This is a genomic window from Pantoea sp. Sc1 (assembly GCF_000255315.1).
Lineage (GTDB): Bacteria > Pseudomonadota > Gammaproteobacteria > Enterobacterales > Enterobacteriaceae > Pantoea > Pantoea anthophila.
On record NZ_AJFP01000001.1, the window covers coordinates 527,415 to 553,503 of the forward strand.

Consider the following 26,089-nt stretch of genomic DNA (forward strand, 5'->3'; position numbering starts at 1 on the left):
AGAGGAGTTGTCTGATCTGTTAACCGGGATTTATCCGGTTCAGACGGTTACACCGTATTGAAAATCGCTAAACCTTGTAAGCTAATTCCTCTTCTGCGTCAACGCAGATGACCCCGAGGGCCTCATTTTCCGTTTTATCCCGTCGTAAGCGCTGCTTCCCTGACCAATCGCGGCGTAATAAAGATAACCAGCTCTCTTTTTTTGCGCTGCGCCGATTGCTGGCGAAACAGTCCGCCAATCAGCGGCACCTTTCCCAGCAGCGGCACCCTGTTCTCTCCCCGGTTTCGCTGCTGCTGAAAGATGCCGCCTAAGGCCAGCGTTTGTCCGTCGCTGACCGTGACCTGAGTCTCTATTTCCTGTTTATCAATGGATAAGATGTCGCTGTCACCGGTCCGGATGCTGCGCCCCGGCATATTCTGACTGATATGGATCTTCAGCCGGATACGGCCGTTTCCGGCGATAGTGGGCGTCACCTCCATGCCCAGCACCGCTTCTTTAAACTCAATCGAGGTGGCGCCGCTGTTGCCTGCCGACACTTCATAGGGAATTTCAGTGCCCTGCTTAATCGAGGCGGTCTGCTGGTGCGAGGTGAAGAGGCGCGGACTGGCGATGATCTCAATCTGGTTCTCCTGCTCCAGAGCGCTCAGCTCCAGATCCAGCAGGGCGCCGCCGATACGCGCCAGCGCCATCCCTGCACTGATACCAGGTGAACTTACCGCCAGCGGAGCAGCGAGCCGGGGATGATGCAGGCTCTCTGTCACCGCTGCATCTCCCGCCAGCATGCCCCACTGCACCCCCAGCTCCTGCAGATGCTCCTCACTGATGGTGACGATATGGGCAGAGAGTTCAATCTGCTCCAGTGGCCGATCCAGCCCCTGAATCCAGCGCGCCGTCTCTTTCAGTGCCGCGGCGGTATCGCGCAGAAGCAGCGCGTTGGTGCGTTTATCCACCGTCACGCTGCCACGCGGCGTCATCAGTGACTGGCGTTCACTCAGCAGGCTGGCATGAACGTCGCTGGCGCTGGCATAACGGAGTGTGACCGTGCGCTGTTGCAAAGGTGTCTGCTGTAACTGCGCCTGCCGCTCCGCCTCCCGGGCCGCGTCCTGCGCCTGCTGCCAGCGCAGCGGATAGACCAGCAGAACATTATCCTGCTCAATAACCGTCAGTTTTGCTATCCGCGCCACCAGCGCCAGCGCCTGACGCCACGGCAGGTTATCCAGCCGCAGCGATAGCGTCCCCTCAACCTCAGGCGCGATCAGCAGATTGACCTGCTGATAGTCAGCCAGCGCCTGCAGAATCTGCTCTACCGGTGCGTGGTCAAAAGCGAGGCTGAGCGGCGCCTCGTCAGCGGCGTAAGCCGGCTGCAGGCTGCTGATGAGGAGCAGGATCGCTATCCTTAACATGCGCATATCCTTTTAAATAAAATGTGGTTTGCTGAGCGTGACAGCTCGCTGGCACGGCAAGCGTGAGGCTGCGGAAGGTGATCGTCACCAGTTGCCAGGGCGTCAGCGGAAAAGGCTTGTCGCTACCCACCGTGACGCGCTCTCCCTGCGGGGTAAGCAGCCAGGCCTGATAGCGGGTTTCCCGCCCGGCAATCCCCTGCAGACGCCAGCCGGTGAGCGGGGCTACCGCCTCCTGACACAGGGAACCGGCAACAGGCCGGAAGGGATCGCGTGCCAGCACATCACCCCAGCACAGCAGCAGAATCAGCAGGCTATGGCGCATCGGCTGGCTCCAGCCAGAGTTGCGCCTCCAGATCGTGCGGCTGCGCCAGCAGCAGGAAATGCACAGGCAATGGCGCAGAGGCCTGGGCAAACTCAGCAAAGAGTGTCCGGAACGCCTGCCAGGGCAGATGCAGCGTCAGCAGGCGGGCGGGGCCATCCGGCTGCCACGCCTCCAGCTGGTGAGGGCGGCCCGCCAGAATATCGTCGATAGCCCCCTCCGATGCGGCTGCGCGAGTCAGAGCGAGCTGCATCGCCTCCCGCTGCGCCTGCAGCTGCGCGATGGCGGGATGCTGACGCCACTGCTGCTGGCGCTGCTGCAGAGTACGGGTTAACTGTGACAGCGCCGCCCGTTCAGCGGCCAGTGCCTGCTGCTGAGGCCGTAAGCCCGGCAGCCAGATAAGCAAAAGCAGACCCAACGCGAGAAGGAGCAGCAGGCCGTAGCGCGGAACAGCCGCCATCTGACACCAGCGATCAATCATCGCGTCCCCCGGCTATCTGCGCCCGTAGCGAAAAATGGTAGCGGCCATCCGCCTGACGCCGGACCCCACCCTGCTGCACCTGACCCAACAGGGCGGCGGTAGCGAGCTGCTGGCGAAACTGCCGGATTGCTGCCATATCCTGCGCCTGCCCCTCCAGGATCAGGCGGTTATCGCGCTTCTCCAGCCGGGTCAGCCAGGCGGTATCGGGCAGCATGCCGGGCAGATCGCGCCAGAACTGTTGCCACCCGGCCAGCTGCGCAGCCTTTTCACGCTGCTTCGCCTGCTGTTTTTGCAGAAGTGCGAGCTGTTCCAGCAGCTGCTTCTGCTGCGCTAAACGCGCAGCCAGTGTCTCCAGCGCCTGCTCCTGCATCCTGCTCTCCTGGGCTATCTGCTGGCGCGCCTCATGGACCCGGTACGCCTGCTGCATCACCAGCAGCAGCAGACCGCCCATCACCAGTGCCAGCACCAGCAGGCTCTGCCGTCGCTGCCGTTGCCGCCGTTGCTGCCGCCACGGCAGCAGATTTACCGCCACGCCGGGTCATCTCCGCTGGTCAGTGCCAGCCCGGTCGCCAGTGCAAAGGCTCCCGGATTCGCGGGCAACGGGGGCTGCTGATAACGAAGCAGATCAAAAGGGGAAAACGCGACAGTGTCAGCGGGCAGCGCGGCTGGCGTGGCGGCACACCAGGCGATGGCCGTTGCCTGGGGAAAGGCCTGCTGTTTCAGTGCATCCAGCGTGGTGGCGTCATCACACTCCGCTGCGGTCTGCGCATCACTCCAGAGCCAGCGCCCCTCCTGCTGCAGCACCAGCACCGTGCCGCCCGGCAGCCGCGCCTGCCGGGCCAGCCGCTTCAGCGCGTCGGTGGTCAGTTCCAGCACCTGCGGCCTGAATCCCGCCTGTAACAGGGGCGTCATCCACTGATCAACACTCTCCCGCCGGGCCGCCGTGACGCAGAGCTGACGGCTCCCGGCCTCCTCGTGATAGTCCAGCGCCAGCGTGTCAGGCTCCAGCGGAAAGAGACGACGCGCGGCCACCTGCACGTAGTGCCCCAGCGCAGGCTCTCTGAGTGACTGTGCGGGCAGCGGAAGCGGCCGCTGCAGCACCAGCCGGGCGGGGAACCCGACCCTCAGCGAGTAACGGCGCGGCAACTGCTGACGCCAGGCTGTCAGGACCGCCTGTAATTCAGGCGAAGATTGCAGCACGCCGTTTCTTAACGTATCTTGCGGCAGCCGTTGCAGCCACCAGTGGCGTAGCTGCCAGCCATCACGACGACGCTGGAGGGCCAGGCCACACATCTGCCTGTTCTGAATATCCAGCCCGATTTGCCAGGTATGAAAAGCCATGCGCGCGATCTCCTTATCGTCCGGGAAAATGGACATATCAAAGCGTCTGGCTTGCCTTTATACTACCGCGCGGTTGTTTATAAACTGCTCAAACGACAATAGATGGGAAACTCCAGGTGAAGTTCGTAAAGTATTTATTGATCCTTACAGTGTGTTGCATCCTGTTGGGAGCTGGCTCGATTTATGGCTTGTACAAGTACATCGAGCCACAGCTGCCTGACGTCAACACGCTGAAAGATGTGCGTCTGCAAACCCCTATGCAGGTTTACAGCGCCGACGGCGATCTGATCGCCCAGTATGGCGAAATGCGCCGTATTCCTTTGACCCTGCAGCAAGTGCCACCTGTGATGGTGAAAGCGTTTATTGCAACCGAAGACAGCCGTTTTTATGAGCACCACGGTGTGGACCCGGTGGGGATTTTCCGTGCGGCCAGCATCGCGCTGGTCTCCGGTCACGCCTCCCAGGGGGCAAGTACCATCACTCAGCAGCTGGCCCGTAACTTCTTCCTGAGTCCGGAACGCACCCTGATGCGTAAAATAAAGGAAGCGTTTCTGGCAATCCGCATTGAGCAGTTACTCAATAAGGATGAAATTCTTGAGCTCTACCTGAATAAGATCTACCTCGGCTACCGGGCTTATGGCATCGGTGCGGCTTCGCAGGTCTATTTTGGTAAGCCGGTTGACCAGCTGTCGCTGAGTGAAATGGCGATGATTGCCGGTCTGCCGAAAGCGCCGTCCACCTTTAACCCGCTCTACTCGCCGAGCCGCGCCCTGTCGCGTCGCAACGTGGTGCTGGCGCGTATGCTGGATCAGCACTACATCACGCAGCAGCAGTATGATGAGGCACGCAACACGCCGCTGGTGGCGAAGTATCATGGCCCGGAAATCGCCTTCTCTGCCCCTTATCTCAGCGAGATGGTGCGTCAGGAGATGGTGAAGCGCTACGGCGACAACGCCTACACCGACGGCTATAAGGTTTACACCACCGTGACCCGTCGCCTGCAGGAAGCGGCTCAGACTTCAGTGCGTAACAACGTCATCGCCTACGATATGCGTCATGGCTATCGCGGCCCGACCAGCGTGCTGTGGCGGGTGGGCGAGCCCGCCTGGGATCAGACTAAGATCGAGAAAGCGCTGAGTGCGCTGCCGGTCTATGGCCCGCTCTATCCGGCGGTGGTCACGGAAGCACGCAGTGATGAAGCAACCGTGATGATGAAAGATGGCAGCAATGTGTCGCTGGCCTTAGCGGGTGTGCGCTGGGCGCGTCCTTATAAGTCTGACACCGTGCAGGGCCCGACGCCGAAAAGCGTGACGCAGGTGCTGCAGCCAGGCCAGCAGATCTGGGTGCGCAAAGTGGGTGATGCGTGGTGGCTGGGCCAGGTACCGGATGTGAACTCGGCGCTGGTCTCACTGGATCCGAATGATGGTGCGGTGCGGGCGCTGGTAGGCGGCTTCGCCTTTAACCAGAGCATGTTTAACCGTGCAACCCAGGCACTGCGCCAGGTCGGCTCTAACATCAAGCCGTTCCTTTACACCGCCGCGATGGATCGCGGACTGACGCTGGCGTCGATCCTGAACGACGTACCGATTTCACGCTGGGATGCCGGTGCGGGTGCCGACTGGCGTCCGAAAAACTCACCGCCCACCTACGATGGACCGATTCGCCTGCGTCAGGGACTTGGCCAGTCGAAAAACGTGGTGATGGTGCGTGCGATGCGTGCCATGGGCGTGGATTATGCCGCTGAGTATCTGCAGCGCTTTGGATTCCCGGCGCAGAACATTATTCATACCGAGTCGCTTGCCCTGGGGGCGGCCTCGTTCACCCCGTTACAGGTGGTGCGCGGCTACTCCGTGATGGCGAATGGCGGCTTCCTGATTGACCCTTACTTCATCACCCGGATTGAGAATGAACAGGGCGGCATTGTCTTTGAAGAGAAACCGAAGATCGCCTGTCCGCAGTGCAATCTGCCGGTAATCTACGGCGAAACGAAGAAAGCGCTGGCGCTGAACGAAGAGAGCGTTGAGAACGTGGCCGCGTCAGACAGCAATCAGAACCAGGCGGTGCCACAGCCGGCACTGGAGCAGGTTCCGGCCCAGGCACAGCAGGGCGAACAGCAATATGCCCCGCATGTCATCAACACCCCGCTCAGCTTCCTCATCAGGAGCGCACTGAACAGCAACATCTTCGGTGAACCGGGCTGGATGGGAACCGGCTGGCGTGCCGGTCGTGACCTGAAGCGTAATGACATTGGCGGAAAAACCGGTACCACGAACAGCTCGAAAGATGCCTGGTTCTCGGGTTATGGCCCTGGTGTCGTGACCTCCGTCTGGATCGGTTTTGATGATGCGCGCCGCAATTTAGGCCGCAGCACCCTTTCCGGCGCGATTCCCGATCAGATTTCAGGCTATGAGGGCGGCGCTAAGAGTGCGCAACCGGCATGGGATGAATATATGAAGAGTGCGCTGGAGGGGGTACCGGTGCAGCCGTTAACTCCGCCGGATGGCGTGGTCACGGTCACGATTGACCGCAGCACCGGCAAGCTGGCAAATGGCGGAGGCAATACGCGTCAGGAATACTTCATCAACGGCACCCAGCCGACCGAGTATTCCGTTCATGATGTGGGCACCACCATTATGGACAACGGCGAGAGTCACGAGCTGTTCTGATGTGACCCGCACACCTACCCTGTTAAAAGGCCGACATCAGTCGGCCTTTTTTATTCAGTAGCGCAGACGCCCCTGCTTCACCAGCCATTCGCGCGCCATAAAGAGCGCACTGACGTTGCGCGCCTCGCGAAAATCGGGCTCCTCCAGCAGCGACAGCATATCGCTCAGCGGCCAGCGGTGAACAATCAGCGGCTCCGGCTCGTCACCTTCCAGCTTATCGGGATAGAGGCTTTCTGCCACCACGATATTCATTTTGCTGGAAAAGTAGGAGGGGGCCATCGTGAGCTTGCCCAGCGGCGTGAGGTGCTCGGCCCCAAAACCGACCTCTTCTTTCAGTTCCCGCACCGCCGCCTCATTCACGGTTTCGCCTGCATCGATCAGCCCTTTGGGAAACCCGAGTTCATAGGTTTCCAGTCCGACGGCATACTCCTGAATCAGGATCAGATGGTCATCAATAATGGGCACAATCATGACCGCTTCACGTTCTGACGGCTTCATCCGCTCATAGACGCGACGCGCCCCATTACTGAAGGCGAGATCGACCGATTCGACGGTAAACAGCCGCGAACGCGCCACGGCGGTGATATTGAGGATGTCAGGTTTTTTTGGAATTTTCATATCAGCCTCAAAAGTTTCTGCGCCGGCTATCAGGAACGAATTAGCATACCTAACCCCAGGCAATTGTGCGACAGTCTCACCATAACGATATCGTTACATAGATTCCGGCAATTGAATAACAGCCTTTGGTTATCAGTTAAGACTAAATTTGCATTAGTCAATATGCTGCGATAAGTTTCAGATAATACCGATATTTAATCCAGTCTGAGCCGGTTACCATTCGGACAAGGCAGGGTTTAATAAATGCTAATCAGATATTCCCTGGCACTATTTAATCGGGTGTCTGACTCCTCAGGATTATATAATCTTCCGGAATGCCTCTTCAGAAGTGAGCATCCCCCGGAGCGTACGTTTAAAGTGAAGGCAGCATTTTGGCTGAATTGAGCAGAGCATGAGCACAATCTTTATGATCCTGGCCATAGTGCTGACCTGTTCAATCCTGGCAGGTATTGGGTTCTGGTACGCTATGCGGCATCGTCCGCCGTTGGCGAAACCGCTGCCATTTATCAGTCCGCCCTGCCGTAAGCTTTCCCCTCAGGAGCGCGAGGCGGTAGACAAATATGTCGCCGCACTGGCAAAACAGCCCCGCACCGCCGTGACGACCGACAAGCGCAGCGCGTCTGAACGTCTGACGCTGACCGCGCAGAGCAACAACGTCTATCCGGTGACCCGCGCCATTACCCGCTACGGCCTCTCAACGGACGATCCCCATAAATGGCGTTACTATCTGGATGAAGTCGAAGTTCATCTGCCGCCGCTGTGGGAGCAGTACATCACCGACGAAAACTACGTCGAGTTAATCCGCACCCAATCCATTCCGCTGGTGATTTCGCTCAACGGCCATTCGCTGGTGGATTACGCGGTGGATCAGCAGTCCCTGCCGACGCTGATGCGTCCGGTGTCGACCAACGCCTCGATCCGCAAAGCAGAAACGGAAAACGTTGAACTGCTGCAGGTGCGTAAAGAGACCCCGGAAGAGTATCGCCTGTCGCGGCCAGACGGCACGCGTGAAGGGGTCATCATCTCGCTTGCTTTCTTACTGTTCTTCTTCAGCCTGCTGGTGCCCACGACTCTGATGATCTGGCTGGTGCTGGCCGGTGCGGGAATGATCGCAGCCAGCCTGTGGCTCCTCTATCGCATTCCGGGTGAGCGCGGCCTGCGTGACATCCACTGCCTGCGCGGCGCGCCGAAGCGCTGGGGTCTGTTCAGCGAATCGAACCAGGAGCAGAGCAACATCACGCTGGGAATTATCGATCTCGCCTATCCGGCGCACTGGCAGCCCTATGTCGCGCACGACCTCGGTCAGGTGACCGACGTGGAGATCTACCTTAATCGTCAGGTGGTGCGTCAGGGCCGCTTTTTATCCCTGCAGGATGAGGTCAAAAATTTCCCGATTCAGCGCTGGCGGAAAAATGTGGTGCTGGCCTGCGGCTCGCTGCTGGTGCTGACCCTGCTGGTCACCTGGATCCCGCTCGGGATGCCGATCAAGCTCAGTCTCGCCTGGGCCAGAGGCACCGACAGCCTGGAGGTCAACAGCGTCGATAAACTCAGCAGCGTGGCCCTGAATATTGGCGACAGCCTGAAGGTGAGCGGTACTGGCATGTGTTCAGTGCCGGATAACTACCAGAGCAACCGGAGTTACGCCTTTATGCCGTTCGACTGCTCGGCCATCTACTGGAATAACGCGAAGCCGTTGCCGCAGCCGCAATCTGACATTATTGATAAAGCCGCCGCCCTGCTGGATACCACGACCCGGCAGCTACACCCGGAAACCAATACCGATCCCAAACTGAACCCGCAGCTGGCGTCAGCGATCCAGAAGTCCGGGATGATTCTGCTGGATGACTTCTCCGATCTGGTCATGAAGACCCAGGATCTCTGTAATCAGCCGCAGGATTGCGTGCGCCTGAAAAACGCGCTGGTAAACCTGGGCAACGCCAAAGACTGGGAGGCGCTGATGCGCCGCGCCGACTCCGGCCAGCTAAACGGCATGAACGTGCTGCTGCGGCCGGTCAGTGCAGAAGCGCTGGAGAACCTGGTGAATACCGCCACCTCGACCTTCTTTTTCCGCGAAACCCGCCGTGCGGCTGAAAACCTCAATAGCCCGCCGCCGGGAGGATTCCTGATCGTCAGTGACGAGGGTCGCCAGCTGGTCAGTCAGCCTCAGCCTGCCGTGTCACTGTTCGATCTCGATCCGCCCGCTCAGTGGCATGAGCTGCAGCGCATCTCCGCCATGCTGCTGCATACGCCTTTCAGCGCCAGCGGCATCATCACCAGCATCACCACCGATGCCAATGGCACGCGTCACATCGCACTGCACAATGAACCGGATGCCATGGCGCAGTGGCGCTATCTCGGCACCGTACTGCTGCTGATGGTGCTGCTGGCCTGCGGCGTGATCAACGGACTGCTGGCCCTGCGCCGCATGCACCGTAATCGCCAGCGCATGATCGACATCCAGCTCTACTACGACAAGTGTTTCAACCATAACCTCAGCACTTTGCAGAGCGTGCGCTCGATATTCTGAGCCCTGCCCTTCTGTGCTACCCTGTCGCCCGGTTTTTTTACAGGGTGAGAGCCACGATGCTCAACTGGTCTGAAATTGACACCGTGCTGCTCGACATGGATGGCACGCTGCTGGATCTGGCGTTTGATCGTCATTTCTGGCTGGAGCATGTGCCCGCGGTGCTCAGCCAGCAGCGCGGCATCACTCTGGCTGACGCTGACCGGATCATCACGGAAAAGTATCAGGCCGTCGCCCATACGCTAAACTGGTATTGTCTGGATTACTGGGCAGAGGCGCTGGCGCTGGACATCCGTGCTATGACCTGGGCGATGCGCAGCCGGGTCGCACTGCGTGACGACACCCTGCCCTTTTTGCAGGCGCTGCGTCGCGCTGGCAAGCGCACCATCCTGCTGACCAACGCGCATCCCTATAATCTCGACGTCAAACTGGCGCAGACAGGTTTAGCGCCACACCTTGATTTATTACTTTCCACCCATACCTTTGGGTATCCGAAAGAAGACCCGCGTCTGTGGCAGGCGGTACAACAGCACACCGGCTTTTCTGCGCCGCGCACGCTGTTTATCGACGACAGCGAAGTGATTCTGGATGCTGCGGCGTCATGGGGCATCGGCTGGTGCTTAGGCGTAAAAAATCCCGATTCGGGTCGTCCTGAGCAAATCTTTCAGCGTCACCGCGCCACCGGCGACTACCGGACGCTGATCTGAGTCAGGAGCAGCAATGAAAGAGAAAAGCAGCGAAGAGGTTCGCCTCGACAAATGGCTGTGGGCGGCGCGCTTTTACAAAACCCGGGCGATTGCGCGGGAGATGATTGAAGGCGGCAAAGTGCACTACAACGGTCAGCGCAGTAAACCCGGCAAGATCGTCGAGCTGAATGCGGAACTGACCGTGCGTCAGGGCAACGATGAACGCACCGTGGTGGTGGCGAATATCAGCGCTCAGCGCCGCCCCGCCAGCGAGGCACAGCAGCTCTACCGCGAAACCGATGCCAGTATTGAGAAACGCGAAAAAATGGCGCAGGCACGCAAACTTAATGCGCTGACTATGCCCCATCCCGATCGGCGACCTGACAAAAAAGAGCGTCGCGATTTGATGAAGTTTAAATTATCGGGCGATGAGTAATGCCGTCTTCGCGGACGCGCCATCGCCCCGTTCCAGTGAGAGAAAAAATATGTCAGTTCAGGATCAACTGCACCGTTATCTGTTTGAAAATGCCGCTGTGCGCGGCGAGCTGGTGAACGTCTCCGACACCTGGCGTGAAACCGTGAAGAACCACGACTATCCGGCTCCGGTTAAGACGCTGCTGGGTGAGATGCTGGTCGCCACCAGCCTGCTGACCGCCACGCTGAAGTTTGACGGTGAAATTACCGTGCAGCTGCAGGGTGACGGTCCGCTCTCTCTGGCGGTGATCAACGGTAACAACAATCAGGAGCTGCGTGGCGTGGCGCGCATTAAAGGCGACATCCCGGCCGACAGCACCCTGAAAAGTATGGTGGGCAACGGCTACCTGGTGATCACCATTTCCCCTGAAAAAGGTGAACGCTATCAGGGCGTGGTGGGACTGGAAGGTGAAACGCTGGCGGAATGTCTGGAAGATTACTTCATGCGTTCTGAGCAGCTGCCTACGCGGCTGTTTATCCGCACCAGCGACCAGGGTGCCGCCGGTATCCTGCTGCAGGTTCTGCCGGCACAGGAGACAGAGAAAGAGGCGTTCGACCACCTGGCGACCCTGACGGAAACCATCAAGACCGACGAGCTGATCACCCTGCCGGCCAATGAGGTGCTGTGGCGTCTCTACCATCAGGAAGAGGTCACCCTCTATGATCCGCAGCCGGTCATCTACAAATGCACCTGTTCGCGTGAACGCTGTGGTGAAGTGCTGACCACGCTGCCGAAGGAAGAGGTGGATGAGATCATCGCGGAAGATGGCAAAATTGACATGCACTGCGACTACTGCGGTTCAGACTACGTGTTTGACGCGGTCGATATCGCGGCGATTCGCAGCCATTCTCACGGGAATGACGAGCGTCTGCACTGATTCACCGGGCGGCGTCTGCCGCCCCGTTTTCCTCTCCCCCTCCTATCCCCATAATTTCTCAGACAAATTATCTTTTTTTACTTTCATAACATCTTTAAAACGTTCGAAACATAGCCTTAACGCGCCCTGAGTCGCATTTTTAGATCGCTGCCCTTTTTCCCTCAACGCAGAAGAGTAAACTGCGCGCGATCGTGCAGCCGCCCGGAAGGCAGAGGCAGAAGCCCTGATAAGCCTGGTTGTGCCTGCAGGCTGAGGTGACGACGCGCTGTGACTTTTCAGTGCGTCGTCGCATCAGTGCAACAGCCGGCCGTACGATCCCAACCTATCTCTGCTTTGCAGAACAGACACCGATTTAAGGAGCAGTAAAATGCGCGTTAACGGCCTGACCTCGCAAGACCTTGCCGCTTTGGGCATCGTGGATACCACGGAAGTGGTTTACAACCCTGATTACGACACGCTCTTTCAGGAAGAGACGCGCCCGGACCTCGAAGGTTTTGCACGTGGCACCCTGACGCAGAGCGGTGCGATTGCAGTAGACACCGGGATTTTCACCGGGCGATCGCCAAAGGATAAGTACATTGTGCGTGACGACACCACGCGCGATACCCTGTGGTGGAACGACCAGGGCACCGGCAAAAATGACAACCAGCCCCTGTCGCAGGAGACCTGGAACGCGCTGAAAAGCTGCGTCACCCGGCAGCTCTCCGGCAAGCGCCTGTTTGTCGTGGATGCCTTCTGCGGTGCCAATGCTGACTCCCGTCTGAGCGTGCGTTTCGTCACCGAAGTGGCCTGGCAGGCCCACTTCGTCAAAAATATGTTCATCCAGCCGACCGACGCTGAGCTGGCCGACTTCACGCCCGATTTTGTGGTGATGAACGGCGCGAAATGCACCAACCCGGACTGGCAGGCGCAGGGTCTGCACTCTGAGAACTTTGTCGCCTTCAATCTGACGGAACGCATGCAGCTGATTGGTGGCACCTGGTACGGCGGCGAGATGAAGAAAGGTCTGTTCGCCATCATGAACTACCTGCTGCCGCTGAAAGGCATCGCTTCGATGCACTGCTCTGCCAACGTTGGCAAAGCGGGCGACGTGGCGGTCTTCTTTGGCCTGTCGGGCACCGGGAAAACCACACTCTCGACCGATCCTGACCGCCAGCTGATTGGCGATGATGAACATGGCTGGGACGATGACGGCGTGTTTAACTTCGAGGGCGGCTGCTACGCCAAAACCATCAACCTCTCAGAGCAGGCTGAGCCGGAGATCTACCGCGCCATTCGCCGTAATGCGCTGCTGGAAAATGTGGTGGTGCGCGAAGATGGCAGCGTGGATTACGCCGACGGCAGCAAAACCGAAAACACCCGCGTCTCTTACCCGATCAATCACATCGACAACATCGTGCAGCCGGTCTCAAAAGCGGGCCATGCGAAGAAGGTGATTTTCCTGACCGCCGATGCGTTTGGGGTGTTGCCACCGGTTTCTCGTCTGACGCCTGAGCAGACACAGTATCATTTCCTGTCCGGTTTTACCGCCAAACTGGCCGGAACCGAGCGTGGTGTGACTGAGCCGACACCGACCTTCTCTGCCTGTTTTGGCGCCGCATTCCTGACCCTGCACCCGACGCAGTATGCCGAAGTGCTGGTGAAGCGGATGGAGGCGTCCGGTGCGCAGGCGTATCTGGTCAATACCGGCTGGAACGGCAGCGGCAAGCGCATCTCGCTGAAAAATACCCGTGCCATCATCAATGCGATCCTGGCGGGTGAACTGGATGATGCGCCGGTAGAAACCCTGCCGATCTTCAATCTGCAGATGCCGGTGACACTGGGTGAGCTGGACAGTGAGACGCTCGATCCGCGTCGCAGCTGGGAGAGTGAAGAGAAGTGGACTGCCGCCGCCGAAGGTCTGGCGCAGCGCTTTATTGATAACTTCGATAAGTACACCGATAACGCAGCCGGTGCGGCGCTGGTAAAAGCGGGCCCGCAACGCTGACGGAACGGGCGCGGCAGTCCTCCTGCCGCGCCGGTTTTATCCGCCGGAGACGCTGTTGCTGCCGTTGTTATGGCTCAGCGCCATATTTTCCGTCAACGGCAACCAGGCGCGAATACGCAATCCCCCGCGCTCGCTCTCGCCAATCTCCAGCGACCCCTGATGCGCATCAATAATACGCTGTACAATCGCCAGGCCGAGACCGGTTCCGCTGGTGCTGCGGGCACTGTCGCCGCGCACAAATGGCTGGAAGAGATGCGCCAGCTGATCGGGCTTAATACCCGGCCCGTCATCTTCCACCTGAAACCAGGCGCGATGCAGTTCCCGTCCGCTGCTGACTTTAATCCAGCCATTGCCGTATCGCGCGGCGTTGACCACCAGGTTAGCCAGTGCGCGTTTGATCGACAGCGGGTTGATATCCAGCATTAACTCTTCCGGCATCACCGCATTTTCGATCTCACGTTCGTAGCCACTCTCTGCGGCCACCACCTCGCCCAGCACGCTGTTCAGGTCGGCGCGCTCGGTCTGCATCTCCTGACCGGTGCGCAGGTAGTCGATGAACTGTTCGATGATGGCGTTGCACTCTTCGATATCTTTGTTAATCGATTCGGCCAGATAGCCATCCTGCTCGCTCATCATCTCGGTGGCGAGACGAATACGGGTCAGCGGCGTGCGCAGGTCGTGACTGACCCCCGCCATGAGCAGCGTGCGGTCATCCGCCAGCTGTTTTACCCCGGCCGCCATCTGGTTAAAGGCCCGGGTCACCGATCGGACCTCGGACGCGCCATACTCGCGCAGCGGCGGCGGAATAATCCCGCGCCCGACCTGCAGAGCGGCGTGCTCCAGATCCACCAGCGGCCGGTTCTGGATGCGGATAAACAGCCAGGCGCCGCCAATCGCCAGCAGCATTATCGCCAGGGTATAGCGGAACAGCGGCGAGAAGTCGCCCTGATGGATTTCCGTCAGGGGCACCCGCACCCAGATATCAGGCGACAGCCAGGTTTTCAGCCAGACCACAGGCGAGTTTTTGTTGACCTCGACCCGCACATCGGTGGGCCCGCCCAGCTGCTGCCCCATCTGTTCACTCAGGAATTCATAGTGCTGCGCCCAACGCAATCCGCTCTCCTCTGCTGCTGCATTGGTGTAGAGCGAGATCCCCAGTTCGCGGTAGATTTCCCGGCGAAACGCCGGAGGCACTTCCAGCTGCGTACCATCCTCCAGCTGCAGCCGGTCGGTCATCAGCATACGCACTTCGTATGCCAGCACCTTATTGAACTGCTGCAGGCTGGGAAGGATGGCAAAGTTCAGCACCACCAGATAGGTCGTGACCAGGCTGACAAACAGCAGGGTCACGATCAGCAGCAGGGTGCGCGCAAACGAACTGCGTGGCGAGAAGCGCAGTCGCCTCATGCTTTACTGCCGTCCGGCACGAAGACGTAGCCCAGACCCCAGACGGTCTGAATGTAACGTGGATGCGCCGGGTCCTCTTCCACCATGCGACGCAGGCGGGAGATCTGAACGTCAATCGAACGCTCCATGGCGCTGTATTCACGGCCACGCGCCAGGTTCATCAGCTTGTCGCGCGACAGCGGCTCACGCGGGTGGCTCACCAGGGCTTTCAGCACGGCGAACTCACCGCTGGTCAGCGGCATCGGCTCATCTTCACGGAACATCTCGCGGGTGCCGAGGTTAAGTTTGAATTTACCAAAGGCGATAATCGCCTCTTCCTGCGACGGTGCGCCTGGCAGTTCATTGGCCTGACGACGCAGCACCGCGCGGATACGCGCCAGCAGTTCACGCGGGTTAAAGGGTTTAGGAATGTAGTCGTCCGCGCCGATCTCCAGCCCGACGATACGATCGACCTCTTCGCCCTTGGCCGTCACCATAATGATAGGCATCGGGTTGCTCTGACTGCGCAGACGACGGCAGATAGAGAGGCCATCTTCACCTGGCAGCATCAGGTCGAGCACCATCAGATGAAAGGATTCACGGGTTAACAGACGATCCATCTGCTCGGCATTAGCGACACTGCGCACCTGAAAGCCCTGCTCGGTGAGATAGCGTTCAAGCAGAGCACGCAGACGCATATCATCATCGACGACCAGAATTTTGTAGTTCTCTTGCATTTTCAACTCCCAAAGGCGCTATTGCCTGAGCCAACATTGTTAAAAAAAGATGCCTTATAGTGACAGTCATTAATGGTTTATATTCTAGCCAAAATTGTTACAAAGCATATTAAACAGGAGCTTATATTTAATTTCGGGTCAGTTTCGGGGCCAGGCTCACCCTTTTTACCGGCGACAGGGCAGGATACGGCAAATCTGAAAAAACGGCCCTGTTTCTCAGAATCGCTGGCGTCAGAAGCGGACCGGCATTTATTCGATGAAGAAATTCAGCGGCTTAGCAGTTAATTTGGCTTAAAACGGAGTCATCATTATGGATAAGCTCCAGATAATCTACCCTGCCCGCATTCAGACAGCATAATATTCCAGCAAAAGCGCCCGGGACGCCATCCTCATCTCGGATTAATTTCAGTGCTTCTCACAGCAAGGCCAGTTGAAATTAAAGTCCCATAAATCAATCAGTAAAGCCAACTTTTCGCCTTCTCCGTTTTCAACCAGACTGCTCAGGCACCATTCGACGTCTCAACGGGGATTACACAATGAAAAAAACGATTTTACTGCTGAGCGCGCTGGCATTAGGCAGCGTTAGCCCAGGTTATGCTGCCACAGCGACCGGTGAAGCGGCCGGTGCAGCGGCAACCTCAACCGCTAAAGGTAACTCTGACGCCATTGGCGTTGGCGCAGTCGCAGCCCTGCTGGGCGTTGCGCTGGCGACCATGGGCGGCGGCGGTGGTGACGGACATGGCACCGGCACCTCGACCACCACGGCGACTCACGCCGGAAAATAAGTCTGTTTTATTGGCCAGCGTCCTGTGACTGGCTTCAGATTACGCTTCAGCAGCACCCCTTTCGCCGCCGGGGAAGTCAACGCGGGTTTTTAGCTTTAAAAACCCCTTCCCCGACTCTTTTTTGCCGCGCCCTGTTTGCCTTACACTGTTTCTCTTTTGATTTGGCTGGCCGGATTAGCATGAAAACCCGACTGATTACCCGCGAAGGCTTCGATAAGCTGAAAGCGGAACTCGACTACCTCTGGCGTGAAGAGCGACCGGAAGTGACCAAAAAGGTGACCTGGGCTGCCAGCCTTGGCGATCGCAGTGAAAATGCCGACTATCAGTACAACAAGAAACGGCTGCGGGAAATTGACCGTCGCGTTCGCTACCTGACCAAAAGTCTTGAGCAGCTGCGCATCGTTGACTACTCGCCTCAGCAGGATGGCAAAGTCTTCTTCGGTGCCTGGGTGGAAATTGAAAACGATGCGGGTGACCTCAAACGCTTCCGCATCGTGGGCTACGATGAGATTTTTGGCCGCAAGGATTACATCTCCATCGACTCGCCGATGGCGCGGGCACTGCTGAAAAAAGAGGTGGGCGATGCCGCCACCGTCGAGACGCCAGTGGGTCCGGCGCTCTGGTATGTCAACGCGATTGATTACCCGCAATAACGTTTCAGATTATGGCTGAAAGCCGCCCGCGTCTCTGGCAATTTTGACCATCAATCCGTATAACTGTCCGCTATTTCTCAACCCGGAAAGCAAGACAGTCCTGATGATGAACGTTCTGAGCCAGATAATAGCCAGTGAGCTGCAGGCGCGTCCCGAACAGGTTGACGCCGCCGTTCGCCTGCTGGATGAAGGGAATACCGTGCCGTTTATCGCACGCTATCGTAAAGAGGTCACCGGCGGGCTGGATGATACCCAACTGCGCCAGCTGGAAACCCGCCTCAGCTATCTGCGTGAACTTGAAGAGCGACGCCAGTCGATTCTGAAGTCGATTGACGAGCAGGGAAAACTCACCGACGACCTCGCCCGCGCGATCAACACCACCCTCAGCAAAACCGAGCTGGAAGACCTTTACCTGCCCTACAAACAGAAGCGCCGTACGCGTGGACAGATCGCGATTGAAGCGGGTCTTGAGCCGCTGGCGGACACCCTGTGGCAGGATCCGTCTCACACTCCTGAGCAGCTGGCTGCACAATATGTCGATGCCGACAAAGGGGTGGCTGACGTGCGTGCCGCGCTGGATGGCGCCCGCTACATTCTGATGGAGCGTTTCGCTGAAGATGCGGCGCTGCTGGCGAAAGTGCGTAACTATCTGTGGAAAAATGCTCACCTGGTGTCGCGCGTGGTGGAAGGGAAAGAGGAAGCGGGCGCGAAGTTCCGTGACTACTTTGACCACCATGAAGCGCTGAGCAGCGTGCCGTCACACCGTGCACTGGCGATGCTGCGCGGCCGCAACGAAGGCGTTCTGCAACTCTCGCTGAATGCTGACCCGCAGTTTGATGAAGCGCCGCGTGAAAGCCACGGCGAAACGCTGATTGCGGAACACCTGAGCCTGCGTCTGAACAACGCCCCGGCAGACAGCTGGCGTAAAGCGGTCGTGAGCTGGACATGGCGCATCAAAGTGATGCTGCATCTGGAAACCGAGCTGATGGGCACGGTGCGCGAACGCGCAGAAGATGAAGCGATCAACGTGTTTGCCCGTAACCTGCACGATCTGCTGATGGCCGCGCCTGCGGGCATGCGGGCCACCATGGGACTGGACCCGGGCCTGCGCACCGGCGTTAAGGTCGCCGTCGTTGATGCCACCGGCAAGGTGGTCGCGACCGATACCGTCTATCCGCACACCGGTCAGGCCGCGAAAGCCGCCGCCGCCGTTGCGGCCCTCTGCGTTAAGCATCAGGTGGAGCTGGTGGCGATTGGTAACGGCACCGCATCCCGCGAAACTGAGCGCTTTTTCCTCGATCTGCAGAAGCAGTTCCCACAGGTCACGGCGCAGAAAGTGATTGTCAGTGAGGCGGGCGCGTCCGTCTACTCCGCCTCTGAACTGGCGGCGCAGGAGTTCCCGGATCTGGATGTCTCTCTGCGCGGCGCGGTGTCGATTGCCCGACGTCTGCAGGACCCGCTGGCTGAGCTGGTGAAAATCGATCCGAAATCGATCGGTGTCGGTCAGTATCAGCATGATGTCAGCCAGAGCCAGCTGGCGAAGAAACTCGACGCGGTGGTGGAAGACTGTGTGAACGCCGTCGGCGTGGATCTGAATACCGCCTCGGTGCCGCTGCTGACCCGCGTCGCGGGCCTGACGCGCATGATGGCGCAGAACATTGTCGGCTGGCGGGATGAAAATGGCCGCTTCCGCAACCGCCAGCAGCTGCTGAAAGTGAGTCGCCTGGGACCAAAAGCCTTTGAACAGTGCGCGGGCTTCCTGCGTATCAATCACGGCGATAACCCGCTCGACGCCTCCACGGTCCACCCGGAAGCCTATCCGGTGGTCGAGCGCATTCTGGCCGCTACCGAGCAGGCGCTGAGCGACCTGATGGGTAATGCGGGCAGCCTGCGCAATCTCAGCCCGCGCGATTTCATCGATGACCGTTTTGGTCTGCCGACCGTAACCGACATCATGAAAGAGCTGGAGAAGCCGGGCCGCGATCCGCGTCCTGAATTTAAGACGGCGCAGTTTGCCGAAGGCGTCGAGACGCTGAGCGACCTGACGCCGGGCCTGATCCTGGAAGGCAGCGTTACCAACGTCACCAACTTCGGGGCGTTTGTGGACATCGGCGTGCATCAGGATGGCCTGGTGCATATCTCCTCGCTCTCTGACCGCTTCGTGGAAGATCCTCATCAGGTGGTAAAAGCGGGCGATATCGTCAAAGTCAAAGTGATGGAAGTCGATCTGCAGCGCAAACGTATTGCCCTGACCATGCGTCTCGATGAGCAGCCAGGCGAAGGCAATGCGCGTGGCGGCGCGAAAAATGGCGCGCAGCGTGACGAGAAACGTCCGGCTGCCGCGAAAGGCCGTGCGCGTCCGGTCAGCGCCTCTGCGGGTAACAGCGCGATGGGTGATGCCCTGGCCGCCGCGTTCGGTAAAAAACGCTAAGCTTATCAGGGGGCCGCACGCTGGCCCCCTGTTCCCGCCGCTTTCCCCGGTTGAAAATCCTCGCCATAACGCTACGCTAAAAAGACGCCTGTCATAAAAACAACATCTGCTGTGGCATCCAACTCACGATGGAAACGATCACCGATCTGATTGATAAGATTTATGCCGGCACCTTTCCCCAGGCTACCCTGACGCGCCTGCTGAGTGAGATCGCCACCGCCCGCGACGCCATCAAGCTGCCGCGCAAGGCGCACTGGGACGAGCAGGATGTGGTGCTCATCACCTATGCCGATCAGTTTCGGGAAACCGGCAAGCCTACGCTCACGACCTTTTCCCGCTTCTATCAGCAGCATCTGCAATCTCTCTTTCCGCTGGTTCACCTGCTGCCTTTCTTTCCCTGGTCGTCTGACGACGGCTTTTCTGTCATTGATTACCATCAGGTTGATCCGCTGTGCGGTGACTGGCAGGATGTTGCCCGCCTGCATCAGGAAACCCGGCTGATGTTCGATTTTGTCTGCAACCATATGTCGTCGCGGAGCGCCTGGTTCCGTCACTTTCTGGCGCAGGACCCCGGCTGGGACGATTTCTTTATCAGCATGCCGCCCGCCACTGACCTCAGCGCCGTCACCCGTCCGCGAACTTCGCCGCTGCTGACCCCTTTTCAGATGGCCGATGGCGACACCCGCTTTATCTGGACCACCTTCAGCGCCGATCAGATCGACCTGAACTTTGCCAATCCTGAGGTGCTGCTGCGCATGGTCGGGGTCCTGCTTGACTACCTGATACGCGGCGCGGACTACGTGCGGCTCGATGCGGTCGGCTACATGTGGAAAACGCCCGGCACGCGCTGTATTCACCTGGAAAAAACCCATCAGCTGGTGAAGCTCTTTCGCGCCATTGCCGACCAGGTCGCCCCTGGCACGGTGATTATCACGGAGACCAACGTGCCACATCGGGACAACATCAGTTACCTGGGCAACGGCCACGATGAGGCGCAGATGGTTTATCAGTTTTCGCTGCCGCCGCTGGTGCTGCATGCGATTCATACCGGCTCGGCGCGCGCGCTGCGGCAGTGGGCCAGCTCGCTGGATCTCAGCAGCAATGACACCACCTTTTTTAACTTTCTGGCGTCCCACGATGGTATCGGCCTGAATCCGGCGCGCGGAATTTTGTCGGAGGTGGAGATCGTGGCGCTGGTGCGCGACCTGGCACTGGAGGGTGCGCTGGTCTCCTACAAAAATAATCCGGACGGCACCACCAGCCCGTATGAAATCAACGTCACCTATCTGGATGCGTTAAACCGTGAGGCGGACGACGACGCCACGCGGCTGAAACGTTTTTTACTGGCCCATGCCATTCTGCTGGTGTTCCCTGGCGTGCCGGCCATCTATATCCAGAGCATTGTGGGCGGGCGAAATGATTACGATGGGGTACGTGCCGCCGGACACAACCGGGCGATTAATCGCCAGAAGTATGATCTGCAGACGATAGAAGCGGCGCTGGCGGGGGAAGAGTGGCTGCGTCAGCAGATCTATACCCGGCTCGGTCAGCTGATCCAGCTGCGCCGTCGCCAGCCTGCTTTTCATCCCGATAATCCGATGACGATCTCAGAGAGCGAAAATGCCCTGCTGGTGCTCAGACGTCATTCGCCGGACAGCGATGAAGGATTGCTCTGCGTGTTTAATCTCAGTGGACGGCCGGTGGAGACACCGCTACCGGAGGCACGTATGTGGCAGGATCTGATAAGCGGAGAGAAGATGGATGGCACCCAGCCGGTTAAGCTGGATGCCTGGCAGTTCATGTGGCTACGCTGATTACTTGTAGACTTCAGCGGTGGCGCTGAATTTACCGTGTTCGCGACCCGCGATCACCAGGTAGTATTTACCGCCTTTCTCGTCAGCAAGCTGAGACAGCACTTTTTTAGCATCCATTGGCGAGGTGGTTTCCGCTGTGGTGTTAACAGTGCCAATCTTCTGCAGGTTCATTGATTTAACTTCTTCTTTGGTGACTTCTTTCGCTGCCATCGCAGAAAATGAAATCGCGCCCATCATCATTGAAGCCACAACCCATTTAAAAACCTTCATTATGTTTACCCTCATTCATGATCCATTGTGAGATGTAAGCAGCCGCTAAACGCGTAAGGCAGTATGGAACGGCATAGTCATTTCCGTGACTAATCACATAAATTTGCAGCGGCCTTGCTCACAGAGAGAAGTATTGCTGCTGCCAGCGATTTTGCCAACTTAAAGCCTCATTATCCCGGCAAATCACTGATAAAGTTAATAATATGCTGACAAAAGATGTCTGGATGGGAAATAAAAGGTGCATGTGCTGCCTTGTCGATAACGACTGAAGGCGAGGCTGGCAACATTTCATCAATCTCTGCAGCAATCCGGCGCGGCACCAGCCCATCGAGTGCGCCATAGAGACGCAGGAACGGCAGCCCGATCTGCGGTAACGCGCTGCGCAGATCGACCTGGCGCAGAATCTCCAGTCCGCCATCCAGCACCGCCACTTCCGGCATCGGTTGCGACAGCACCACCTCTTTCAGCTGCCGTGCATCGGCGCGCGCCGTTTCGGTGCCCAGCGTCTGCAGCGCCAGAAAGCGCTCCACCGTGCGCTGAAAATCGTTGCTGAGCATCTGCTGAAAGTTCTGCAGCGTCTCGGGTTTAATGCCGGGCCAGTGCTCTGTGGCGGTGAAACAGGGCGACGACGCAACGGTGATCAGGGCACCCAATCTGTCTGGCGCGGTCAGCGCCAGCTGTGTCGCCACCAGTCCGCCCAGAGACCACCCCATGACGATCGCCTGTGCGGGCAGCGCAGGCAGCAGCGCCTCTGCCATCTGTGTCAGCGTCAGGGCACCCGCATCCTGACTGCGGCCATAGCCCGGCAGATCGACCAGATGCAGGCGGTAATGCGGGCTGAGTCGCGGAATAATGCTTTGCCAGACTTCGGCATTCAGCCCCCATCCGTGCAGCAGCACAAGATCGCGTTTTCCTTCTCCGCAGGTGTGCCAGTAGAGCGACGTCATCAGTTACTATCCCGAAAATGATAAGGAGGTCGCTATGCTAGCAATGCCTGCCCTGTGTTGGCTATGCCAGATGCCGTTACAGATCGCCCGTCACGGTCTGTGCAGCTTATGTCTGCGTGAATTACCGCCGCTGCCCCTGCTCTGTCCACGCTGCGGATTACCCGCCGGGACGACGCGGGTCGCCTGTGGCCGCTGTCAGCGCAAACCGCCCGCCTGGCAGGCGCTGGTCTGCGTCAATGACTATCGCCCGCCATTCAGTGAGTGGGTTAATCAGCTTAAGTTTTCTCACATAACCGCACTCAGGGTGATGCTGGCGCGGCTGCTTTTGCTAAGCTGGCTGGATGTCTGGCGGCACGGTCGTGTGGTGCGTCCCGACCTGCTGCTGCCGGTGCCGCTGCACTGGCGGCGACGCTGGCGGCGCGGCTACAACCAGAGCGCCCTGCTGGCCGCCCCGCTGGCGCACTGGCTGCGGTGCGAATGGCGTGACGGCCTCTCCCGCCAGCGAAGGGGAGCGTTGCAGCATCAGCTCACTGCCCGCCAGCGCCGCACTAACTTACGGGATGCCTTCCGCCTTGAAATGGCGGTGCAGGGTCGCCATATCGCCCTGCTGGATGACGTCATCACCACCGGCAGTACGGTCGACGAAATCAGTCGTCTGTTACTGGCGCAGGGCGCGGCCAGCGTGCAGGTCTGGTGCCTGTGCCGTACCTTGTAGAGCGTCATTGATGGGCGTATTATAACCAACTAAATTAGTCAACTATTGAGCAATCGACATGATCCGAATTACTGACTCTGCCCAGGAACATTTTTCTAAACTGCTATCCAAACAAGAAGATGGCACCCAGATTCGCGTATTCGTGATTAACCCGGGTACGCCAACAGCGGAGTGCGGCGTCTCTTACTGTCCGCCTGATGCCGTTGAAGCGACTGACACCGAGCTGAAGTTCGAAAAGCTCTCTGCGTATGTTGATGAACTGAGCAAGCCTTATCTGGAAGATGCGGAAATCGACTTCGTGACCGACAATCTCGGCTCACAGCTGACGCTGAAAGCGCCGAACGCCAAAATGCGGAAAGTGTCTGACGATGCGCCGATGGTGGAGCGCGTGGAGTATCTGCTGCAGGCGCAGATCAACCCACAGCTGGCCGGTCACGGCGGACGCGTGTCACTGATGGAGATCACCGATGACGGTTACGCCATTCTGCAGTTTGGCGGCGGCTGTAACGGCTGTTCGATGATCGACGTCACCCTGAAAGATGGTATCGAGAAAGAGCTGCTGGCTGCCTTCCCGGAACTGAAAGGCGTGCGGGATATTACCGAGCATCAGCGCGGCGAACACTCCTTCTACTGATGTTAACGCGGGGATGAGCAGTAATAAGCTGCTCTCTTCGCTGTGAGATTGAGGCGGCTCAGGAAACACGGGCAGATCGGAAAGACGCAAAAGCCGCCATCCATGGCATGCTCTGCCCGCGCCATCCATGGCGCGAGACGCTTTCCTCCTCTGCCCATGTTCCCTTCGTGTTGAGTAGAGACGTTGCTGCCAGCTTTCCTTTGAGTCAGTTTTTAATCAGTCAGAAACGCGGCAGTCAGACTGCCGCGCTCTTGTTACTTCTCTTTCCTGCCTGACTGACGCTGCTGGCTGACCACCTTCAGCAGTGCATTCACTTCCCTGTCGGCAAAGATCGCCTCCAGCGTTTTGCTCAGCTTACGTCGCCAGTTGGGATATTGATCTACCGTGCCCGGCACGTTGACCGGCGTGGTCATGCCGAGCCAGTCCTCCGGTTGCAGCCCCAGCAGCGCACTGTCGGTGTCGGCCAGAAAACGGTGGATTGCCCGGTTCAGTGCAGGCGTCATCGCCAGCTTCTCCGCCTTTTTCTGACTGCGAGCCGGCAGGGCCCCCGCCTGATGCAGGGCATCCAGCAGCGCCTGCTTCTGCGTCGCCCGCTGCTCATGCAGTGCCTTCACCGCGTCGCCCGGATAGAGGCCCAGTTTCTCGCCCAGCGCCAGGTCGCCCTGCTCCCAGAAACCGGTGAGGGTGGGCAGATCGTGCGTGCTGGCACTGGCAATCGACTGATGCGGATAGTCCTGCGGCGCGCGATAGCGCTGATCTTTCTCCTGCTCGAACCAGAGCACCTTCCATGAAAAGACGCCGCTTTTGCGCAGCAGGCTGACTATCGCCTCCGGCACGGTGCCCAGATCTTCGCCAATCACCATGCAGCGCAGCCGGTGGCTCTCCAGCGCCAGAATCCCCAGCAGATCGTCGACCGGATAGGCAACATAAGCGCCTTTATCCGCCGTCTCTCCGGCGGGCACCCACCACAGACGCAGCAGCGACATCACATGATCGATGCGCAATGCACCGCAGTCACGCATGTTGGCTCGCAGCATGTCGATAAAGGGCTGATAGCCACGCGCCTGCATCACATGCGGGTCCATTGGCGGCAGGCCCCAGTTCTGCCCCAGCGGACCGAGGCGGTCGGGCGGTGCGCCGACAGAGGCTTTAAGGCGGTAGAGCTCCGGGTCGTGCCAGGTTTCGGCGCTGCCTTCCGCCACGCCAACCGCCAGGTCACGGTAGAGACCCACGCTCATGCCCAGCGCCTGGCTGTGCGCCCAGCAGCCTGAGAACTGCTGCTGCGCCAGCCATTGCAGCCACTGCCAGAAGGCGATCTCCTCTTCGTGCTCCTTACACCACTGCTGCACCTCCGGCTGCTGACTGTTGCGCCACCCTTCCGGCCACGCGGGCCAGCCCCACTGTTTTGCATTCTCAGCCCGTCGGGCCTGCTGTATGCCGTCGTAGGCCGCCTGATAACGCAGGCTGTCACCGCCTTCACGCACAAACTCAGCCCAGGATTGCTGCTCGTCGCTGGCGCGCTCACGGGTCTGAAAGTGTGCCCAGGCGTGGCGCAGTGCGGCGAGCTTCAGCGCCATCACCGCTGCGTAATCGACATGCTCCGCCTCGCGGGCTTTGGCCAGCGCCTTCTGCGTTCTGGCACTTTTCCACCACTTCTGTGCCGCCGCGCTTTGCTGAAAATCGGCCACCTGGCTGACATCGATATAGATGATGTTCAGCCAGCGGCGTGATGACGGACTGTAGGGACTGGCGAAATCGGCGCTGGCGGGATAGAGCGCATGCAGCGGATTCAGCCCGACGAAATCGCCTCCGCGTGCGGCCAGCTGCACCAGCAGCTGGTCGAGATCGCCGAAGTCACCGATGCCCCAGTTCTGTTCAGACCGCACGGTATAGAGCTGCACCAGTGCGCCCCAGCGTTTCTCTCCCGCCTCCAGCGCCGGCGGCAGATAGCAGCGGCGCGGGGCAACAATGACCCGCGTCTGCCAGCTTTTCTTCCCTTTGCTGAGCGTCAGCTGGTGATACCCCTGCGCCAGCGGCGTGGGCAACGTAAAGGGTTCGCCCGCGGTTAGCTCGCCGCTGAGCAGTCTGCCCTTCTCTGTCTGCAGCTGCCAGCGATAGACGCCACGGCCCTGCGGCGTCAGCTGACGTTTGCCTCTGCCGCTGAAGACGGCGACCGGCGGCAGCGGCGATTTACCCGCCTCCTGCGGATCGCCCATTACCGCCAGCAGCGCACGTTTGGTTTCGTCGCTGATCGCCTCTTTCTCGCCGTTGACGTTGATGTAATCCAGTGAAATACCCGCAGCACGGGCGGCCTGATCAAGTGAATCCTGTTTCATTGCT

General features: G+C 58.9%; 23 protein-coding genes. 12 read left to right on the plus strand and 11 right to left on the minus strand.

The window, feature by feature from the left end; genetic code table 11:
* Positions 1-134: 134 nt before the first annotated feature.
* Genes hofQ through pilM form a run of 5 tightly spaced genes read right to left on the minus strand, consistent with a single transcriptional unit; the run spans position 135 to position 3,544 of the window.
* Entirely contained in the window at positions 135-1,403 is a 1,269-nt protein-coding gene (hofQ, locus tag S7A_RS02605) for a DNA uptake porin HofQ (RefSeq protein ID WP_009087686.1), read from the minus strand.
* A complete protein-coding gene (locus tag S7A_RS02610) occupies positions 1,345-1,725 on the minus strand; it encodes a HofP DNA utilization family protein (protein ID WP_009087687.1) in 381 nt (126 codons plus the stop codon). Before S7A_RS02610 ends, hofQ begins: the two co-directional genes overlap by 59 nt.
* The gene (locus tag S7A_RS02615; RefSeq protein WP_009087688.1) at positions 1,715-2,203 is read right to left on the minus strand and encodes a hypothetical protein; all 489 of its coding nucleotides are present in this window, start codon (positions 2,201-2,203) and stop codon (positions 1,715-1,717) included. Before S7A_RS02615 ends, S7A_RS02610 begins: the two co-directional genes overlap by 11 nt.
* Complete coding sequence (locus S7A_RS02620) at positions 2,196-2,735, minus strand: PilN domain-containing protein (RefSeq protein ID WP_009087690.1); 540 nt, start codon at positions 2,733-2,735, stop codon at positions 2,196-2,198. The genes S7A_RS02615 and S7A_RS02620 overlap by 8 nt, the downstream gene beginning before the upstream one ends.
* The gene (gene pilM / locus S7A_RS02625; protein WP_033736472.1) at positions 2,726-3,544 is read right to left on the minus strand and encodes a type IV pilus biogenesis protein PilM; all 819 of its coding nucleotides are present in this window, start codon (positions 3,542-3,544) and stop codon (positions 2,726-2,728) included. Before pilM ends, S7A_RS02620 begins: the two co-directional genes overlap by 10 nt.
* A 116-nt stretch (positions 3,545-3,660) precedes the next feature.
* On the opposite strand from pilM, the gene mrcA reads away from it, so the two are divergent.
* Positions 3,661-6,210 (plus strand): peptidoglycan glycosyltransferase/peptidoglycan DD-transpeptidase MrcA, encoded by a 2,550-nt coding sequence (gene mrcA / locus S7A_RS02630; protein ID WP_009087693.1) that lies wholly within the window; start codon positions 3,661-3,663, stop codon positions 6,208-6,210.
* Between the two features lie 54 nt (positions 6,211-6,264).
* Here mrcA and nudE read toward each other — a convergent pair whose 3' ends face one another.
* Complete coding sequence (nudE, locus tag S7A_RS02635; RefSeq protein WP_009087694.1) at positions 6,265-6,828, minus strand: ADP compounds hydrolase NudE; 564 nt, start codon at positions 6,826-6,828, stop codon at positions 6,265-6,267.
* Positions 6,829-7,219: 391 nt separating this feature from the next.
* Between nudE and S7A_RS02640 the strand changes: the two genes are divergently transcribed.
* The 5 genes from S7A_RS02640 (at position 7,220) to pckA (ending at position 13,377) form a co-directional block, all read left to right on the plus strand.
* The gene (locus S7A_RS02640; protein WP_009087696.1) at positions 7,220-9,355 is read left to right on the plus strand and encodes an intracellular growth attenuator family protein; all 2,136 of its coding nucleotides are present in this window, start codon (positions 7,220-7,222) and stop codon (positions 9,353-9,355) included.
* A gap of 56 nt (positions 9,356-9,411) precedes the next feature.
* Positions 9,412-10,059, plus strand: coding sequence for a GMP/IMP nucleotidase (yrfG, locus tag S7A_RS02645; RefSeq protein ID WP_009087698.1), 648 nt, complete (start codon positions 9,412-9,414; stop codon positions 10,057-10,059).
* Between the two features lie 13 nt (positions 10,060-10,072).
* On the plus strand, positions 10,073-10,474 hold the full coding sequence (hslR, locus tag S7A_RS02650; protein ID WP_009087700.1) for a ribosome-associated heat shock protein Hsp15: 402 nt from the start codon (positions 10,073-10,075) through the stop codon (positions 10,472-10,474).
* A gap of 49 nt (positions 10,475-10,523) precedes the next feature.
* Positions 10,524-11,390 carry an Hsp33 family molecular chaperone HslO gene (gene hslO / locus S7A_RS02655; RefSeq protein WP_009087701.1) on the plus strand — a complete coding sequence of 289 codons (867 nt, stop codon included), beginning with the start codon at positions 10,524-10,526 and terminating at the stop codon, positions 11,388-11,390.
* A 367-nt stretch (positions 11,391-11,757) separates the two neighbouring features.
* Positions 11,758-13,377 (plus strand): phosphoenolpyruvate carboxykinase (ATP), encoded by a 1,620-nt coding sequence (pckA, locus tag S7A_RS02660; RefSeq protein WP_009087703.1) that lies wholly within the window; start codon positions 11,758-11,760, stop codon positions 13,375-13,377.
* Between the two features lie 36 nt (positions 13,378-13,413).
* On the opposite strand, the gene envZ is transcribed toward pckA, so the two are convergent.
* Positions 13,414-14,784 (minus strand): two-component system sensor histidine kinase EnvZ, encoded by a 1,371-nt coding sequence (gene envZ, locus S7A_RS02665; protein ID WP_009087704.1) that lies wholly within the window; start codon positions 14,782-14,784, stop codon positions 13,414-13,416.
* Positions 14,781-15,500, minus strand: coding sequence for a two-component system response regulator OmpR (gene ompR, locus S7A_RS02670; RefSeq protein WP_003853014.1), 720 nt, complete (start codon positions 15,498-15,500; stop codon positions 14,781-14,783). The genes envZ and ompR overlap by 4 nt, the downstream gene beginning before the upstream one ends.
* 536 nt (positions 15,501-16,036) lie before the next feature.
* Between ompR and yjbE the strand changes: the two genes are divergently transcribed.
* The 4 genes from yjbE to S7A_RS02690 all read left to right on the plus strand — a co-directional run bounded on the left by yjbE (position 16,037) and on the right by S7A_RS02690 (position 21,183).
* Positions 16,037-16,285: an exopolysaccharide production protein YjbE gene (yjbE, locus tag S7A_RS02675; protein WP_009087705.1), complete on the plus strand. Its 249-nt coding sequence runs from the start codon at positions 16,037-16,039 to the stop codon at positions 16,283-16,285.
* 179 nt (positions 16,286-16,464) lie between these two features.
* The gene (gene greB, locus S7A_RS02680) at positions 16,465-16,938 is read left to right on the plus strand and encodes a transcription elongation factor GreB (protein ID WP_009087707.1); all 474 of its coding nucleotides are present in this window, start codon (positions 16,465-16,467) and stop codon (positions 16,936-16,938) included.
* 103 nt (positions 16,939-17,041) lie between these two features.
* Positions 17,042-19,369 (plus strand): Tex family protein, encoded by a 2,328-nt coding sequence (locus S7A_RS02685; RefSeq protein ID WP_009087708.1) that lies wholly within the window; start codon positions 17,042-17,044, stop codon positions 19,367-19,369.
* Positions 19,370-19,497: 128 nt separating this feature from the next.
* Positions 19,498-21,183 (plus strand): alpha-amylase family glycosyl hydrolase, encoded by a 1,686-nt coding sequence (locus S7A_RS02690; protein ID WP_009087710.1) that lies wholly within the window; start codon positions 19,498-19,500, stop codon positions 21,181-21,183.
* Here S7A_RS02690 and S7A_RS02695 read toward each other — a convergent pair whose 3' ends face one another.
* Together S7A_RS02695 and bioH are read right to left on the minus strand one after the other, a co-directional pair.
* Positions 21,184-21,453, minus strand: a complete 270-nt coding sequence (locus S7A_RS02695; RefSeq protein WP_009087712.1) for a YdgH/BhsA/McbA-like domain containing protein — start codon at positions 21,451-21,453, stop codon at positions 21,184-21,186.
* 170 nt (positions 21,454-21,623) lie between these two features.
* On the minus strand, positions 21,624-22,400 hold the full coding sequence (gene bioH, locus S7A_RS02700) for a pimeloyl-ACP methyl ester esterase BioH (protein ID WP_009087714.1): 777 nt from the start codon (positions 22,398-22,400) through the stop codon (positions 21,624-21,626).
* 34 nt (positions 22,401-22,434) lie between these two features.
* On the opposite strand from bioH, the gene gntX reads away from it, so the two are divergent.
* Both gntX and nfuA read left to right on the plus strand, forming a co-directional pair.
* Entirely contained in the window at positions 22,435-23,115 is a 681-nt protein-coding gene (gntX, locus tag S7A_RS02705) for a DNA utilization protein GntX (RefSeq protein WP_033736076.1), read from the plus strand.
* 58 nt (positions 23,116-23,173) lie between these two features.
* Positions 23,174-23,749 (plus strand): Fe-S biogenesis protein NfuA, encoded by a 576-nt coding sequence (gene nfuA / locus S7A_RS02710; protein ID WP_009087718.1) that lies wholly within the window; start codon positions 23,174-23,176, stop codon positions 23,747-23,749.
* 254 nt (positions 23,750-24,003) lie between these two features.
* On the opposite strand, the gene malQ is transcribed toward nfuA, so the two are convergent.
* Positions 24,004-26,085 (minus strand): 4-alpha-glucanotransferase, encoded by a 2,082-nt coding sequence (gene malQ, locus S7A_RS02715; RefSeq protein WP_009087719.1) that lies wholly within the window; start codon positions 26,083-26,085, stop codon positions 24,004-24,006.
* Positions 26,086-26,089 lie beyond the last annotated feature (4 nt).